We start from the raw sequence: 14,882 nt of genomic DNA on the forward strand, positions 1-14,882 counted from the left end.
ACCCTGACCCTGGCTGCCGCCGCCACCGCCGCCTGCTCAGCCGGTGGGGCCGGCTCGGCCACGGCCACCGGCTGCGCCGCCTACCAGGCCTACCAGGGCCACAAGGGCGCCACCGTCACCATCTCCAGCAGCCTGACCGGCACTGAGGCCGAGCGTTTCGAGGCCTCCGTGGCCGAGTTCGAGAGCTGCACGGGCATCAACGTCGAGCACACCGGCACCACCGAGCTGCGCTCCCAGCTGCTCAACGGCTCGGGAGCCAACCTGTCCACCAGCTCGGGGGCCTCGCCGTCGAGCCAGGACAACCCCGAGAACCTGCCCGACCTGGCCATCGTGCCTCAGCCCGCCATGGTGGCCGAGCTCGTCGACACCGGCGTCGTCCACCCGCTGCCCGACAAGGTCAACAGCAACGTGGAGGCCGGCTGGGACCGGCACTGGATCCAGGTCGGCATCCACGCCTCCGTGCCCTACGGCGCCCCGCTCATGGCCTCGGTGAAGTCCCTCGTGTGGTACTCGCCGGACGCCTTCGCCAAGGCCGGCTACGAGGTGCCCAACACGTGGGCCGAGCTGGAGGCCCTCACCAACAAGATCCGCTCCGACCACCCCGACGGCTCCGTGACGCCCTGGTGCGTGGGCGCCGCAGACGGGGAGTCGACCGGCTGGGTGCTCACCGACTGGCTCGAGGACGCCCTGCTGGCCACCCAGGGGCCCGGCGTCTACGAGACCTGGGCCTCGCACCGGTCTCCCGTCGACTCCCCGAATGCCGTGGAGGCCCTCGGTGCCGTCAACTCCCTGGTCCTGGACGACGGGCACGTCGCCGGCGGGCGCGGCTCGGTCATCTCCCGCACCCCCGTGCAGGCCGGGGCCGACCTGGTCAAGGGCAGCTGCCTCATGCTGCACGCCTCCTCCTCCTTCGAGAGCCGCTTCCCCGAGGGCACCGTCATCACCGACGCCGACGGCGCCAACCCGGTGACGGTCCAGGCCCCCCACCCGACCGCGAGCGCCACCGCCGGCGGCGGGACGGCCGGGGCGACGGCGTCGACGAAGGGCACGGCGAGTTCGGCGAGTTCGGCGAGTGCGACGGGTAAGGCTGATGCGGCGGGTACGAAGGTCTCGGCCTTCGTCACCCCCGCGGAGGACCGCGGCTCGGACTCTGTGCTGGTGGGCACCGACTACCTCGTGGCCTTCACCCGCTCGGACGTGGTCAGCGCGGTCATGGAGTACCTGACCTCCCAGGAGTGGGCCCGCACGCGGATGGCGCTGGGCGGGGTGGCGACCGCCAACCAGGGTGTCGACCCGGACCTGGCGCCCAGCGACGTCGGCCGGCGCGCCACCAGGCTGCTCCAGTCACGCCAGACGACCGTGGAGATGGATGCCTCCGACTCGATGCCGGTGGCTGTGGGCAGCAGCGCCCTGTGGGTCGGGCTGAGCCGGTGGGCGACCGGGACGGCGACCCCCAAGGAGGCGCTCAAGCAGGCCGAGGCGGCCTGGCCCAAGAAGTAGCCGGCCCGGGCGGGCCCCGCAGGCCATGGGTGCGACGTCGGGTCCGAGGCTTCCGCCCTGGGCCGGCCTACTCCACGAGGGTCGGGATCTACTGGTCAAGGGTTGGGCCTACTGCACGAAGGCCCCGTCTACCTGCAGTACACCCAACCCTCCTCCAGTAGCACCCCACCCTCGTGCATTGCGTTCCGGCGAGGCTGGGCACCACTCGGGCGGCCGGGAGCAGCCTGGAGCATTGATCCGCGTCGGGCGGGTCGATAGCCTTGGATCCCCAGCGATTCAAGGAGGACTCATGGGACTGGGATGGTTCGGCGCCCCCGAGCACAAGCGTTGGCTGGCCTACGAGACGCATGCGCTGCTGCACTACGCGCGCGCCGCGCAAGTGCCCACTGGATTCGGGTGGATCGGTCAGGACGGTGAGGTGGACCCCGCCCATCCCGTCGAGCTGTGGATCACCGGCCGCATGACCTTCGCCTTCTCCCTGGGGGCGCTCATGGGGATCCCCGGCTGCCGCCGCTACGCCGACCACGGCGTACGCGCCCTGAACGGCCCCCTGCGCGACTCGGTTAACGGCGGCTGGTACTCGGCGATCGGCGCCGAGCCCGACGCCGAGGGGCGGGGCGTCCCGGTCGACCGCGACGCCCGCAAGGAGTGCTACCAGCACGCCTTCGTGCTCCTGGCCGCCGCCACCGCGACGGCCGCCGACCGGCCCGGCGCCCATGAGCTGCTGCGCGACGCCATCGAGGTCCAGGACCGCTACTGGTGGGACGAGGGCCAGCAGATGCCGGTGGAGTCCTACGCCGCCGACTTCACCGACCCTGAGGACTACCGGGGCATCAACGCCGCCATGCACACGGTGGAGGCCTACCTGGCCACCGCCGACGTCACCGGCGAGGTGCGCTGGCTGGAGCGGGCCCTGAAGATCACCGACTTCGCCGTCAACGTCCAGGCCCGTGAGCACGGCTGGCGCCTGCCCGAGCACTACTCCACTACCTGGGAGCCGCGCCTGGACTACAACCGCGACGAGCCCGCCCACCCCTTCCGGCCCTACGGCGTCACGCCGGGCCACGGGCTGGAGTGGGCGCGCCTGACCGTACAGCTGCGCGGGGCGCTTATCAACCGCTCCATGAGTGCGCCGGACTGGATGCTGGAGGCTGCCGAGCACATCTTCGAGCAAGCCCGCACTGACGGCTGGCGCATCGACGGCGCCCCGGGCTTCGTCTACACCACGGACTTCGACGGCAAGCCCGTGGTGCACGAGCGCATGCACTGGGTGGTCTGCGAGGGCATCTCGGCCTCAGCCGCCATCCGCCAAGCCCTGCTCGATGACGGTCGTGGGGAGATCGACGTCGAGCACTATGAGCACTGCTACCGGGCCTGGATCGACTACGCCGAGGAGTTCCTCATCGAGGAGCCGGGCGTGTGGACCCACGAGCTCGACCGCGACAACCGGCCCTCGACCCGCACCTGGGCGGGGCACCCGGACATCTACCACGCCCTGCAGGCCACCCTCATGGCGCGCCTGCCGGTGTGGCCGGCGATCGGGCAGGCCTTGGCCGAGGGGAGGCTCGACGAGCCGAACTCCCTGCTGCCGGCGCGCGCCAGCAAACCGCACCGGCGCGGGTTCTTCGGCAGGTCCTAGGGGCTGGGGTCGGGCCGCGGGCCGGGGCTGGGCTGGGCCTCGCGTTCGTACTGTGAGGTGCGCGTTCGTACCCTAAGATGTGCGTTCGTACCTTAAGGTATGCGTTCGTACCCTTAACCCCCGAACGCAAGACCTAAGGTACGAACGCGCCGTCGGCGACCGGTGGGCTCGGACTGGTGGGCTGGCGGTGACCGCGGGCCCACCGGGATGGTAGGGTCTGTGCCTGTCGCGCCCGGTGGGTGCGGCCTGGAGAGGTGACAGAGCGGCCGAATGTGGCGGTCTTGAAAACCGCTGTGCGCCTGGCGCACCGGGGGTTCGAATCCCTCCCTCTCCGCCATCTCATGCTTACTCGAACCCTCGGTGGCTGAAGCGCTGCCGAGGGTTTGTTCGTGCTCATCGCTAGGCAGGGGGATGGCGGTAGTGGTGTGCTGCTTCTGACTCTTGCGACGCTTCGGTGCACCGCTGTTGGTCTTGGTTCCCTTCGTCTGGCCTGCCCTGTCGCTGCCCGCTGAGCTGGGCGCAGTGAGCGAGCGTCTGTCGTGCGTGGCGGCAGCCTGTAGGCTGTTGTAGGGCTCTTTGAGGGTGCTGGTGGTGACGGTGGTGTCGTCGAGGTAGATGGTGTGGAAGAGGGCTTGGCAGAGCATGCCGCGGACGGGGTCGGGAGATTGGTGGTAGAGGGTGCCAATGTCTTGGAGGAGGTGGAGGCTGGTGGTGAGGACGTCTCGGCCGATGGCGAGGCGCTGGTCGAGGGTTTGCTTGGTTTGCTCGAGACGCTGGCGTTCCTGCATCAGCTCGGCCAGACGGCGGCGGGCGGCAGCGGTGTCGAGCGAGCCGTCAGCCACGAGGTCGATGAGGCGATCCTCTTTGGCGGCGACGTCCTTGAGTTTGTTGGCGATGGCGTGGTTGCTCTGGCGGATGAGGGCCTGCTGGTCGTCGAGGGCTTGGGTCATCTCCGCTTCGGTGCGCTGAGTGAAGTCGCTACCAAGGGAAAGGGTGCAGATGTGACGCTCGACGTATTCCTCCACGAGGGATACTGGCAGGTAGGGCATGTCGCAGTGGCCGTCCTGTCGTCCGCGGCAGAGGTAGTAGGCGTAGATGCCGCCTTTGCCTTTGGCCTCGGTGTAGACAAAGCGGCTGCGCCTGCCGGCTTTGTGGCAGCGTTCGCAGTGGAGGAAGCCGCCTTTGAGGTAGTGGAAGTGGACGCGGTCGCGGGTGTTGTTGGAGCGTAGGGCGCGCATCTCCTGGACGCGGTCGAAGAGTTCTTGGCTAACCAACGGCTTGTGTCGACCCGGGTACTGCTTGCCTTTGAAGGTGACGATGCCGGTGTAGTACGGGTCGGCCAGGAGACGGTGGATGGTGGAGACGGCGAGGGGTTTGGGTGCAGGGCGCTTGGCGGATGGCCGAGTGGTCAGACCCAGGTCAGTCAGCTTCTGCTGGAGGTGCTCGCAGGAGTAGTCGCCGGTGGCATAGAGCTCGAAGGCTTTGCGGACGAGGGGTGCACGCTCGGGGTCGAGCCCGATGGTGTTGATGCGGCGGCCCTCGATGGTCTCGATGATGTTGAGATAGCCCAGGGGTGCGGGGCCGATGGTGCCGCCCTGCTCGATCTTGCGCAGCAACTTGATGCGGATGTCGGCTCCGTCGGCGGCGCTGCGGTACTCGTTGACGGCGGCCAGCATGCCGTGGACGAGCTGGCCCTCAGGGGTCTCATCGATGTTCTCGGTGGCGGAGATGAGGGTGACGTTGGCCTTGCGCAGCTCCATCATGGTGACGGCATCGTCGAAGCGGCTGCGGTTGAGGCGGGAGAGCTTGTAGACCATGACGCAGTCGACGTCGCCGCGCGTGTGGAGGCGCTCGATCATGGCCTGGAACTCGGGGCGGTTGACGGTTTTGGTGCCGCTGCGCCCCAGCTCGACGTACTCGTCGACGATGGTGATGCCGAGCTGCTTGGCCTTGGCCAGGCAGATTTTGCGCTGGGTGGGGATGGAGAGGCCCTCGGGGTCGTAGTCGGTGTTGACCTGAGAGGCGGTCGAGACGCGCAGGTAGAGCACGGCGGTCTTGGGGCTTTGTGTAGCGTCCATGGCTAGTGGCTCCTCGTCGAGTGGTGCTGGCGTGCGGTGCTGGATGGTGTGGAGTGTTCCGGCGGGGCGTGGGGTGTGCTGTCATGAGCGGCCAGGCGGCTCTGAACGAGGCGGATCAGGACGGTGGCGGTGGGCACCTGGAAGTGCCTGGCCAACGCAGCCGGATGGCGGATGCCGCGACGCCAGGCGCGTTGGAGGGCCCGTGGTGGTACCAGACTGTAGGCGGCGAAGTGATCGGCGGCTTGCTCGGCTTGCTGGGCGGCGCTGCAGTGTGCGGTACCGGTGTAGAGGCGGCGGGTGTGGCCGTAGTCGATGATGTGCTTGAACTCGTGCAGCAGTGCCAGGCGGCTGCGCGGTGCTGGCTGGCGGCAGTTGAGGCAGATGATCCAGTCGCGGCCGTTCCAGCGGCTGAAGCTCGGCACCGGCAGAGGCTCGCGCACCACTCGAATGTGCGGCAAGGCAGCGACCCGCTCGTCGGCCGGTGTGCTGGGCCGCCCTGGGCTGCTGGTGAGGTAGCGCGTCAGTGTGGCAGCCTGCCGCTCGGCCACGGTAAGCGACTGGCTGAAGCGGCAGCGCGTGCGTGGAATGAGGGCTCGGAGGCTACCCAGGACAGAGTTTTGCGTGGTGTTCATAAAATGCCTCCTTTCATGTGATGAATTGTCAGGTGTGGCGACGCGGTGTGGAATCCGTCGTCTCGTCCTGGCCGGGAGCTGGCCCGGCGTGGTGTGTCGTTAGGTCATATTTCTTGGCGATCCGCTCGAAGGCGGTGACTAGTTCTTGCTGTGCCTGGCTGGGCATGTGGCGGTAGTGCGTGCGCAGGTACGTCAGAAATGGTGGCAGGTCGGCCGGTGGTGCATAGCCAGCAGCCTCGATGACGTCGAGTGGCTCGAGGTCGTAGGCGGTGGCCAGGCGGCCGAGGCGCTGCAGGCTCATGTCCTGCACCTTGCCCTGCTCCAGCATGGAGATGAAGCCGGTGGATAGGCCGGATGCGGTAGAGGCTTGCCTGATACTGAGACCGGCGGCCACCCGTGCATCGTGCAGGATTGCACTCAGGCTGGGCTGATGGGCGTCTGCGGCGCGGTCTGTCGCGCGATTAGTGGTTTCCTCCTCTGCTGTGCATTTTCCGGTATCCATGTACCTATTTTACAAGTTCTGTTTGCATATGTGAACAGATTCTCTGCGTATAAGAGTCGTTCTCTCTGTGTGCTGGAAATTTCGATAGGAATGAACTGTGGTGAATGTGTGGATATTTCTGTGGGACGCGCTGGTCATAGTTATTTGTCTGCGCGCGCGAAGAATTGGTGGGCCTGGCCTGTCGGTCATTTCTGTGGCGGCACAGTGGTGGCTGCTGCTTGGCGTCGGGCCTGGCGGATGCGGCCGTGTGCCAGGGCGACGAAGGCCGGGTTGATCTCGACCCCCAGCCAGTGCCGTCCCAGCCGTTCGGCGGCGACGGCGGTGGTGCCCGAGCCGAAAAAAGGGTCAAGGACGATGCCGGGCTGAACTGCTGCCGGAGTGCAGTGGCAGGTCGGCTGCAACGGCAGTCGGGTGGCGGCGGTGCCGGAGCGCCGCAGGGGCTGGATGTAGGGCGCGCGGCAGACGGCGCAGCGCTGCTGAGGACAGGCAGCATGTAGGATGCGCTCCACCAGATGCTCGGGATAGGTGGCGAAGTGCGCCCCGCGATAGCTCGAGACGGTCAGTTGCCAGACGTCGCCTGGGTTCTTGCCCAACGGGTGGCCGATGGCGCGCCGCCGCTTCATGGCGCGCAGGCCATCGTTGGCGTCGGTGTGGTGACCACGCCAGGCCGCTGGCATCCCCGTTCGATGCGGGTGACGTGGCCAGCGTGGTGGCTGGCCAGGGCGTGTGGGTGGGTGCTTGGTGAGCGGCTCCTGGCGGATAGCGTCTAGGTCGAAGAAGTAGCGCGGAGCACGGCTGAGCAGGTAGATGACCTCGTGCTTGCAAGCCAGACGGTCGGTGACGCTGGAGGGAGTGGTGTTGGTCTTGGCCCAGATGATCTGGTTGCGGATGATCCAGCCGTCCGCCAGCAGCGCCAGAGCCAGGCGCTCGGGCCCAAGCAGAAGGGACTTGCGCGGCGCGCCTTCGCAGCGGTGCGTGCTGTAGGCGTCGCCGAGGTTGAGCCAGAGCGTGCCGGTCGGCACCAAGACGCGCGCCAGCTGCTGCATGACGGGGCGCAGGTGCTCGACCCACTGGTCGATGGTGGGCTCCGCGCCCAGCTGGCCCTGGTGCTGGTAGTTGCGCAGCCGGAAATACGGTGGGCTGGTGACGACGCAGTCGATGCTGCTGGCCTCGAGCGTGGCCAGGCGATCAGCGGCATCGCCGGTGAGGATGGTGTTTCGCGGGGTGGTCATGAGATGTCTCCTTTCGTTATGACGTCGTGGGGATGGATGGAGCGTCGGTGCCCCACAGCGCGGTCGGCAGATCGGCGGCGCTGGTGATGCGGAACAGCCGCTGCTCGAGCGTGCTGGCGCGGTTGAGGTGCCGAGCGAGCGCCCGATGACGCTCGGCTGCCCGTGGGCCGTGCAGAATCCACAGCACGCGCGGGAAGGCACCGTGAGCGGCCTGCTCGATGCCGGTGCGGTAGTAGGCCTGGTAGCGGCGGCACTTGGCCAGCACGGTCGGGATGGACTCGGTGCCCATATCGACCTCCAGGAACCAGCGATCCTCGAAGACGCCCTCGGCGTCGTGGCCAACGACGCAGGCGGCTAGGTCGGGGCGGATCAGATGCGCCTCACCGCCCGGGCCGGTGTAGCGCCGCCAGCTGAGGGGTTCGGTCTGCACGGTCACCCGCCGGTCAGCCGTGATGCCGCGCTGCAGCGCCAGGTGGGCCTCGGCCACCGCCAGGCTGTGCTGCAAGAAACGCGGCGAGGCCTGGTGGATGCGCCAGGAGCGCCCAGCTACGGGGTCAAGCACGCGGGCTCCGGCCGGTGCGAGCTGCCAGATGCGCGCCGTCGAGCCGGCTTCGAGCCCGCCGATGCGGCGCTCCAGCGGGCGGATTAGACCATCGCGCTGCAAGCGAGCCAGGACGCGACGTGTGGTGCGGGCCGCGGCCTGCTGGCTGGCGTGGTCGGTGAAGACGAAGGCCTGGAGTTGATGGGTCGACAGGAAGCGGTGCTGCATCAGGTGGGATAGCACGAGGCGGTCGCGCTCGGACAGCGCCGTGGTGATCTGAGCCAGCTGGCGGGAGCCGACTCGCTGCCTGGCTGGCTCGGTGCGCGGGGGAGCGGTGCGAGACGCGGTATTCGTCCCCCGTAATCGCCGAATCTGTGCTCTGACCTGGCGGCTCGTCGAATCGCCCGAGGGAGCGGCCGGACGTGCGAACGGACGCCCAGGCTGCTCATACTCATCGCGCCGGTGCTGAGCGGAGATACTCATGAGCCGCCTCCGCTCTGCCTGTCGTCAATGGACGGCGTGTGCGGTGGGCGTCGCACGCGCCCGATGTCGTCGGTGGGCTGCGGAGCGTGCATGGCTGTGTCGCCGCTGGGGCTCGGCATGCCGGCTAGCCGCGCCAGATCGGCCTCAACCGCGCTGAGTGCCTGCCCGTAGCGCTGTCGGGAGGTTTGCCAGATGCGCTCGGGGCGATGCAACGGATCGGGCAACGGTTCGGTGCGCAGGCTGAGCGGCGGCTGCGTCTGCCCATCCGCCAGCAGTGAGGCATAGGCGTGGTAGGCGGATAACTGCTGGTAGTCCTCCGCCTCGAGCAGCCCAGCGGACAAAGCGGCAATGGCGCGGGCGTCCTCCCGTGGCAGGCTGAAGGCAACGCGTGAGCGAGCATTGGCCATGACACCGGCCAAGAGCGCCTTGGGCAGCTGCCCCAAGTGCTGGTGGCTGAGCGTCAAGCCCAACCCCAGGCCGCGCGCTTGCGCCAGTGCCGCTCCGAGGTCGCCCGGGAGACGCAGATAGTCCTGCACCTCATCGATGTGCAGCATGACGGCATGGCGCTGACGCTCTGACAGGCGAATGCGCTCCAGGGCGACCTGCCAGATCAGCGAGACGATGACCGGCCCCAGCAACTGGCTCGCCTCTTGCCCCAGCGCGCCCTTGGCCAGGCTGACCAGCACGATGTGCGGCCCGGGCCCCTGCGCGTTGTCCGCCTCGTCGGGGGCGAAGATCTGATGCCAAGCGAACTTCGGCGAGCGCTGGCCAAACACCGCCCGCAGCTGTGGGCGCAGCAGGATCGGGCGCAGCTTGTTCATCAGCGGGGCGATCGCCTGGCGCTGTTCCGCCTCACTTAGCGCTTCGTACCAGGCCCAGAATGCGCCCAGCCCCAGTGGATCGCGCCGCACCACCGCACCAGTCACCGAGCGGCGAAAGCCCGGGTTGGTCAGCAGCAGCGGCACTATCGCCAGGCTGGCATCGCCGCGCCGCGCCAGGCTGAGCAGGCTGGCGTGCAGGATGTCCTGGGTGCGCGGCCCCCAACTATCGGCGTACAGCGATCGGAAGACACCGAGCAGCAGATCAGCCGCCAAGTCTGGACTCTGGCCGCCCGCCAACGGGTTGACCCCGACTGGTTGCGTATCGGCCGCATCTAGGATCACTGTCTGCCTCACCAGGTGAGCTGGGAGGCGTGTCGCGATATCGGTGACCAGATCGCCCTTGGGGTCGATCACCACCACACGGCGGCCCGCCACCGCATCCTGCAGCGCCAGGTGGGCCAGCAGCGTGGACTTACCGACGCCCGTCGGCCCCAGCACATGCAGATGACGCAGCGACGCCTCCGCCGACAAGGTCACTGATTGGCTCGGCTCACTCACCGCGCGGCCCAAGACCCGCCCCTGGTTGCTCGCCAGTGTGGACGTCACCGCAGCCGGCGCAGGCAGCACTCGTGGATGCTGCGGAGCCAGCCCTGGGAGCCCTTCGCACAGGGGCCAACCCAGCAGCCCTGGTATCTCCGCTGGCCGCAGCACATTTGCCACCAGCCACGGTGGCCGCGCCTCAACCAGTGCCCTGACCGTTGAGCGCCACACCTGCAGCCTTACCTGAGGCGTCTCCAGGCCGCGCAATGCAGCCGAGATCGCCAGCACCAGGCTACGGGCTCGCTCCAGGCGAAGTGCTGCGGCACTGATGCGCAGGCTCGACCAAAAACCGTGCTCACGCTGGGCCGCCTCGGCCTGCCGCCGCCCTGTAGTAGTGGTGCCCACCGGTGGATCGGGTTCTTGCGGACGCTGCCGACCGCCCAGCACCAGTTGTACCCGCACCGTCTCACCACGACGGGTCGCGGCTAGCGCCGCCAGCAGGCTGCGCGTGACCGCCTCGGCACTGTCGCTGGGCAGGGCTGCCCCAGCGCGACGGCGGAAGTGCAGATTAGCAACGGCCACTGCACCGTTGGTGCCGAGGTCATCACGGAACAGCTCGGCGTCGGCCGCAGTCACGCCCGACTGCCGGACCAGCCGCACCCCAGGTAGGTGCGCCAGGGCCAAAGCCTGTACATCGCGGAGTGCGCCAGGCAGGGCCCCGATCCGCCAGCGCACCGTGCCAGCGCTGCCGATGAGTTCGCAGGCCACCACCGGGCCGCCTGGCAGCGTGGCCACTGCGGCGAAGAAAGCCTGCACCCGGGCCCGATCCACCGGCACCGGCAGCTCTAAGCGCCGCCACACTAAACCACTCGCCCCCAGCGGCGCACGACGGGCCGCCGTCATGACTGCCCCTCCCCGCTGGTATTGGCTGAGTCACCGGCGGACGCCTCGGCCTCGTACTGTGCCTGGCTGGCCACCAGCTCGATGATCGCCCGGGCGATCCGGGCCGTATCTGGTCGCTGGCGCAGCTCCGATCGCACCGTCAGCTGCCTGGGCCGGCGACTACCGCGGGGCGAGCGCCACGGCTTGGGTGCCTGTTGTTTTCTTGATGAACGGTTGTTTCTGGGCATGACAATACGCCTCCTTTCCTTACAAGGGGTTACGAGTTGCTCGTAGCGCCGACCATTTACGCCGCACGCCTTCGGCACGCCATTGCGCCGATCGGCCGCTAGTTCAATCAATTGAACGTGGCCTTATTTCGAGTATGCGTTCAATATTATGAACAGTCAAGTATGTTTGTGTATTTAACAATACCGAGCGGAAGGCGTTTTCCGTCGATGACATGTGGCAATAAAATGAGGCGATTCAGAATTGCCACCAGCGTCGCACGGCCCACGCGCCGCCGACGACGATGCTCGCCAGCACAGCCCCGACGGCCAGCCACGGCCAGATACAGCGGATGATCTGCACCGCTCCGTAGAGCGCCAGGCAGCCCAGCAGCACCGCGAAGCACCCACCCACCAGCCGATCCACTAGCGAGGGCACCTCACGCATCGCCATCAGCTCCGCGTGTGTCTGTCTCCGCCGCATTCTCCGCCTGCGGCTCTGTCGCCCCTCCCGCCTCCTGCGCCCGCCTCGTCATCGCCACAGCGCTGTGGAAGGCGGCGAGGTCGTGGGCCTGTTTGGTGGCGATGGCCTGTTGCCAGGCGTCGGCCTGGGCGCGGGTGGTTGTGGTGGGCGGGGTGTCGTCGTGCCAGACCGCCCAGGCCAGCAGGGCGATGGCGATGAGCGTCAGGCAGCCGACGAAGGCCAGGCCGTTGATGATCCAGCTCATGGTGGGTATGTCCTTTCCGGTGATGTGCGTGGTTGCTCGGTCGTGCTGGGGTGTCTCGGTATGTCGCCATCAGCTCAGAACTGCGCGATCCCCCGGGCGGCCTTGATGCCGTAGGCGCGCAGGATGGCGTGGTAGTAGGTCGCGCCGGCAGGGGCGGTCTGGTAGCAGGACTCGGCCAGAGCAGACAGCGTGGCGACGTTGCCCATGGCGCTGGCGGCCAGGAAGGCGCGGGCTTGATCGGCGGCGTGGGCCAATTGGCTGTCAGCGGCCAGCTCGTCCAGGCGGCGCTGGGCGGTACGGGCCAGGCTGCGCGACTGCGGCACCCGCGGTGGGAGCAGATCGGCGGCGAACAGCTCGGCGATCGGCAGGATGGGCGCAGCAGACTGAGGGCCGGTGATGTGGTCGGAGTGGTCGGTCGTGGGCATGAGGGATTCCTTTCAGCGTTCCGTCCGGCCGCCGGAGATGTCATCTGGCGTGTTCCCCTGATTGTTGATAACAGCCGGTTCGGACGTAACGAACATAAACCGTTGGAATCCCAAGGGAAAGCATAAGCGTGATAACATCGAGCGGGCTGCGGGATACTCCGGATTCGGGAACCTCGGGACCCGGCGCTGCGGTGCCGCCGCCCTGGGCACAGTGTCCTGGTCTCGCGGTGCTCGGCCTGGGGTGCGTCGTTGGGGCCACTCCGAGAGAGGCATCTTGCGAGGGGCCGAGAGTGCAGGAGTGTCTCAGCCTCTCCTTCTCTCCCTGCTCGTTTCGTTCAGGCGATTGCTGGCGGGGCTGGTCAGGCGTGCGGCCCTGGGCGGCAAGATGGACAGTCGGAGATGAGTGCGAGGAGGGCGGTCGGGATGGCTGCGGAGAAGATGACGGACGGTGATGCCGAGAACGTCCCGGCGCAAGACGCGCCGGGTGCGGGGCCAGTCGACGCTCATGAGCAGCGCTATCCCGACTACCTCATGGACTTTCCTCCCGACCTGTCTCCGGAGCAGGTTCAGCACTGGCGGCGGTTCTTCGACCTGCGCGAGGACATCCTGCTGGACTACGGCTACCAGACAGCTCGGGCGTACTGGACCGACCTGCAGGACATCTTTGAGTGGGCCGTCGCCCGCGACAAGGACGTCCTGGCCCTCACCGATCGCGACCTGCGCCAGTACTGTGCCCTGCTGCGCAGGCGCAAGTACAGCGAAGCCACCATCCGACGCCGAATGGTGGCCTGGAGGAAGATGGAGGAGAAGATGAAGGAGGAGTGAGAGACGGAGTGTAGCTGCGGTCTGAAGTCTTGCGTGTGGCACTTCGGGTGCCGTGGGACATGCCTGTCTGGCCGGTCTGGCAGCTCACCGGCTGGGTGGTCGACCCGCACTACCTGGTGCGTCTCCAGACGTTCCGCCAACGCACTGCCGAGGTCAGCCTCGTCTGGCGCAAGGGCACCAGGGCTTGTTGCGGAAGGGGTGGTGGTTGGCGGCGTGGTGGCTGGGTTGGGTGAGGCCTCCGGGGTATCACGGGTGGTGTCAAGTCATCACGTGATCAAACCGGAGGCCTCAGGTGTCCAGGATAGACGCACACGCTGCAGGTCGTCATGACCTCACCGATGCGCAGTGGGAGCTGCTGGCGCCGCTGCTTCCCGAGCTGCCCACCACCGGCAGGCCGCGCACCTACGGCCTGCGTGGCCTAGTCGACGCGGTGCGCTACCGAACCAGGACGGGGTGCCCGTGGCGCGATATCCCGGATCGCTACGGGCCCTGGTGGAGGGCCTACGCACTATTCCGCTCCTGGCAGGTCACCGGGGTCTGGGAGCACCTGGAGCGCGAGCCGGCATCCGCGGTGGTCACCGCCCAGGGGACCCGAGGCGGTGTGGGACGAGGTGTTGGTGGACTCCACCGTCTGCCGGGCCCACGTGCACGCCGTACGCTGCCGAGCAAACATCCACATCGCCAGCATCGACCACTGGCTCAAACGACTTACATAACAGGCGCTAGCAGCGTCAGGAAGGTGATGCTGCGGTTGCATGAGGGAGATCTTGCGTACATCATGACGATAAGTGCGTCAAACCATATACAATAAATCAAAAACATACAGTCACAGGTCTGGTTGTACGAAATCTCAATGGGTCACCCCCATCTCTTCGTTGCTTCCAGGTGGCACTGCCGTGATCGCGCAAGAACCGCTTTCGACAAGATTAATAAGTGTGTACTATTTTTTAGTGAAAAGCGAAAAAGTTGAAGGATGCGTTGACAATGCTGGCAACCAGCCGTCAGAATTGATATCAGCGACGACACGAGGGGTCGTCCAATCGTAGAAGGTTATTCACGGGTTGAGGCAGATAGCCTCTGGCCTGGGCAAACGCAGGCGATCGCGATGTCTGTGAATAACTCTCATAGTCAAGGAGGCTTATTCACAGGGCTAGCCGAGACCGGCATCTGCGCAGGTCGCAGCACCTTTGACGGATGCCGTGAATAACCTTCAAGGCAGAGATAATTAGGGGAGGTTTACGTGTAAACGAAAACGCAAGGTGAGCGAACTTGACGTCATCACATATGGCAAGAATATGTCATTAACAAGAATAAGGAGTAACAATTGACTTAAATATAAACGCCAAGTATACTGTAAACAGATCACGTAATTCTCGAAAATTAAGGAGCATGACATGAAGCCAGACCTTAGTCCATATCTCGCATTCGAAGGCAAAGCGCGCGAGGCGTTGAACTTCTATTCAGAGGCACTTGGTGGAGAACCTCTATTCGAAACCTATGGCGCCTACAATGCTAGCGACGATCCAAATGATCGCGATCGGGTGCTTTACGGTGTAATTCGCAGCCCTTATGGTTTTGTGCTACGCGCGACCGATGTCCCATCAAAGGAGCGGCTAACGCCCGGTAACAACTATTACATCTGCATAAATGGTGACGACAATGAATTGATTCGCAAGATTTGGGATCGTTTGGCACGCAACGCCACAATTACGAAACCACTAGAAGTCGCCGAATGGGGCGATGCTTATGGGCAACTTGTAGATCGGTTTGGCGTGACGTGGCAAATTAATATTGGTGAGTCTGAATAGGTCGACGAGTAACAGTTTATTA

The 14,882-nt window shown here is 66.2% G+C and carries 15 protein-coding genes, 1 tRNA gene and 1 pseudogene; 7 read left to right on the forward strand and 10 right to left on the reverse strand.

The window, feature by feature from the left end; genetic code table 11:
• The 4 genes from RIV14_RS11060 to RIV14_RS11075 form a co-directional block, all read left to right on the forward strand.
• A partial coding sequence (locus RIV14_RS11060) for an ABC transporter substrate-binding protein (protein WP_309325181.1) occupies positions 1 to 1,500 on the forward strand: 1,500 nt, incomplete at its 5' end.
• Between the two features lie 289 nt (positions 1,501 to 1,789).
• Positions 1,790 to 3,139: an AGE family epimerase/isomerase gene (locus tag RIV14_RS11065; RefSeq protein WP_075371953.1), complete on the forward strand. Its 1,350-nt coding sequence runs from the start codon at positions 1,790 to 1,792 to the stop codon at positions 3,137 to 3,139.
• A gap of 248 nt (positions 3,140 to 3,387) precedes the next feature.
• Positions 3,388 to 3,476: transfer RNA gene (locus RIV14_RS11070), tRNA-Ser, on the forward strand.
• A 283-nt stretch (positions 3,477 to 3,759) separates the two neighbouring features.
• Positions 3,760 to 4,368 (forward strand): hypothetical protein, encoded by a 609-nt coding sequence (locus RIV14_RS11075; protein ID WP_081381796.1) that lies wholly within the window; start codon positions 3,760 to 3,762, stop codon positions 4,366 to 4,368.
• Positions 4,369 to 4,428: 60 nt separating this feature from the next.
• Here RIV14_RS11075 and RIV14_RS13790 read toward each other — a convergent pair.
• The 10 genes and pseudogenes from RIV14_RS13790 to RIV14_RS11125 form a co-directional block, all read right to left on the reverse strand.
• Positions 4,429 to 5,217: pseudogene (locus RIV14_RS13790) on the reverse strand (recombinase family protein); the annotation flags it as partial.
• A 2-nt stretch (positions 5,218 to 5,219) separates the two neighbouring features.
• On the reverse strand, positions 5,220 to 5,849 hold the full coding sequence (locus RIV14_RS11085) for an ImmA/IrrE family metallo-endopeptidase (protein WP_309325182.1): 630 nt from the start codon (positions 5,847 to 5,849) through the stop codon (positions 5,220 to 5,222).
• Between the two features lie 28 nt (positions 5,850 to 5,877).
• The gene (locus tag RIV14_RS11090; protein ID WP_081381794.1) at positions 5,878 to 6,351 is read right to left on the reverse strand and encodes a helix-turn-helix domain-containing protein; all 474 of its coding nucleotides are present in this window, start codon (positions 6,349 to 6,351) and stop codon (positions 5,878 to 5,880) included.
• A 185-nt stretch (positions 6,352 to 6,536) separates the two neighbouring features.
• Positions 6,537 to 7,583: a DNA-methyltransferase gene (locus RIV14_RS11095; protein WP_075371950.1), complete on the reverse strand. Its 1,047-nt coding sequence runs from the start codon at positions 7,581 to 7,583 to the stop codon at positions 6,537 to 6,539.
• A 16-nt stretch (positions 7,584 to 7,599) separates the two neighbouring features.
• The gene (locus RIV14_RS11100) at positions 7,600 to 8,607 is read right to left on the reverse strand and encodes a replication-relaxation family protein (RefSeq protein WP_075371949.1); all 1,008 of its coding nucleotides are present in this window, start codon (positions 8,605 to 8,607) and stop codon (positions 7,600 to 7,602) included.
• Complete coding sequence (locus tag RIV14_RS11105; protein ID WP_143224182.1) at positions 8,604 to 10,871, reverse strand: helicase HerA domain-containing protein; 2,268 nt, start codon at positions 10,869 to 10,871, stop codon at positions 8,604 to 8,606. Before RIV14_RS11105 ends, RIV14_RS11100 begins: the two co-directional genes overlap by 4 nt.
• A complete protein-coding gene (locus RIV14_RS11110) occupies positions 10,868 to 11,098 on the reverse strand; it encodes a hypothetical protein (RefSeq protein ID WP_309325183.1) in 231 nt (76 codons plus the stop codon). The genes RIV14_RS11105 and RIV14_RS11110 overlap by 4 nt, the downstream gene beginning before the upstream one ends.
• Before the next feature lie 235 nt (positions 11,099 to 11,333).
• On the reverse strand, positions 11,334 to 11,528 hold the full coding sequence (locus RIV14_RS11115; RefSeq protein ID WP_075371947.1) for a hypothetical protein: 195 nt from the start codon (positions 11,526 to 11,528) through the stop codon (positions 11,334 to 11,336).
• Entirely contained in the window at positions 11,515 to 11,802 is a 288-nt protein-coding gene (locus tag RIV14_RS11120) for a peptide synthetase (protein WP_075371946.1), read from the reverse strand. Before RIV14_RS11120 ends, RIV14_RS11115 begins: the two co-directional genes overlap by 14 nt.
• Before the next feature lie 74 nt (positions 11,803 to 11,876).
• A complete protein-coding gene (locus tag RIV14_RS11125; protein ID WP_075371945.1) occupies positions 11,877 to 12,227 on the reverse strand; it encodes a classical arabinogalactan protein 9 in 351 nt (116 codons plus the stop codon).
• 423 nt (positions 12,228 to 12,650) lie between these two features.
• Here RIV14_RS11125 and RIV14_RS11130 point away from each other — a divergent pair, with 423 nt between their 5' ends.
• From RIV14_RS11130 to RIV14_RS11135, 3 genes are all read left to right on the forward strand, one after another.
• Complete coding sequence (locus tag RIV14_RS11130; protein ID WP_075371944.1) at positions 12,651 to 13,052, forward strand: site-specific integrase; 402 nt, start codon at positions 12,651 to 12,653, stop codon at positions 13,050 to 13,052.
• Between the two features lie 292 nt (positions 13,053 to 13,344).
• Positions 13,345 to 13,863, forward strand: coding sequence for a transposase (locus RIV14_RS13795; protein ID WP_075371943.1), 519 nt, complete (start codon positions 13,345 to 13,347; stop codon positions 13,861 to 13,863).
• Positions 13,864 to 14,446: 583 nt separating this feature from the next.
• The gene (locus tag RIV14_RS11135; RefSeq protein ID WP_075371942.1) at positions 14,447 to 14,860 is read left to right on the forward strand and encodes a VOC family protein; all 414 of its coding nucleotides are present in this window, start codon (positions 14,447 to 14,449) and stop codon (positions 14,858 to 14,860) included.
• Positions 14,861 to 14,882: the final 22 nt, after the last annotated feature.

This window comes from Actinomyces acetigenes, assembly GCF_031296635.1.
GTDB classification, from domain to species: Bacteria; Actinomycetota; Actinomycetes; order Actinomycetales; family Actinomycetaceae; genus Actinomyces; species Actinomyces acetigenes.

Coding starts and splice junctions, on each gene's coding strand:
- RIV14_RS11065 (WP_075371953.1), top strand. CDS start 1,790: ATGGGACTGGGATGGTTCGGCGCCCCCGAGCACAAGCGTTGGCTGGCC.
- RIV14_RS11085 (WP_309325182.1), bottom strand. CDS start 5,849: ATGAACACCACGCAAAACTCTGTCCTGGGTAGCCTCCGAGCCCTCATT.
- RIV14_RS11090 (WP_081381794.1), bottom strand. CDS start 6,351: ATGGATACCGGAAAATGCACAGCAGAGGAGGAAACCACTAATCGCGCG.
- RIV14_RS11095 (WP_075371950.1), bottom strand. CDS start 7,583: ATGACCACCCCGCGAAACACCATCCTCACCGGCGATGCCGCTGATCGC.
- RIV14_RS11100 (WP_075371949.1), bottom strand. CDS start 8,607: ATGAGTATCTCCGCTCAGCACCGGCGCGATGAGTATGAGCAGCCTGGG.
- RIV14_RS11105 (WP_143224182.1), bottom strand. CDS start 10,871: ATGACGGCGGCCCGTCGTGCGCCGCTGGGGGCGAGTGGTTTAGTGTGG.
- RIV14_RS11110 (WP_309325183.1), bottom strand. CDS start 11,098: ATGCCCAGAAACAACCGTTCATCAAGAAAACAACAGGCACCCAAGCCG.
- RIV14_RS11115 (WP_075371947.1), bottom strand. CDS start 11,528: ATGGCGATGCGTGAGGTGCCCTCGCTAGTGGATCGGCTGGTGGGTGGG.
- RIV14_RS11120 (WP_075371946.1), bottom strand. CDS start 11,802: ATGAGCTGGATCATCAACGGCCTGGCCTTCGTCGGCTGCCTGACGCTC.
- RIV14_RS11125 (WP_075371945.1), bottom strand. CDS start 12,227: ATGCCCACGACCGACCACTCCGACCACATCACCGGCCCTCAGTCTGCT.
- RIV14_RS11130 (WP_075371944.1), top strand. CDS start 12,651: ATGGCTGCGGAGAAGATGACGGACGGTGATGCCGAGAACGTCCCGGCG.
- RIV14_RS11135 (WP_075371942.1), top strand. CDS start 14,447: ATGAAGCCAGACCTTAGTCCATATCTCGCATTCGAAGGCAAAGCGCGC.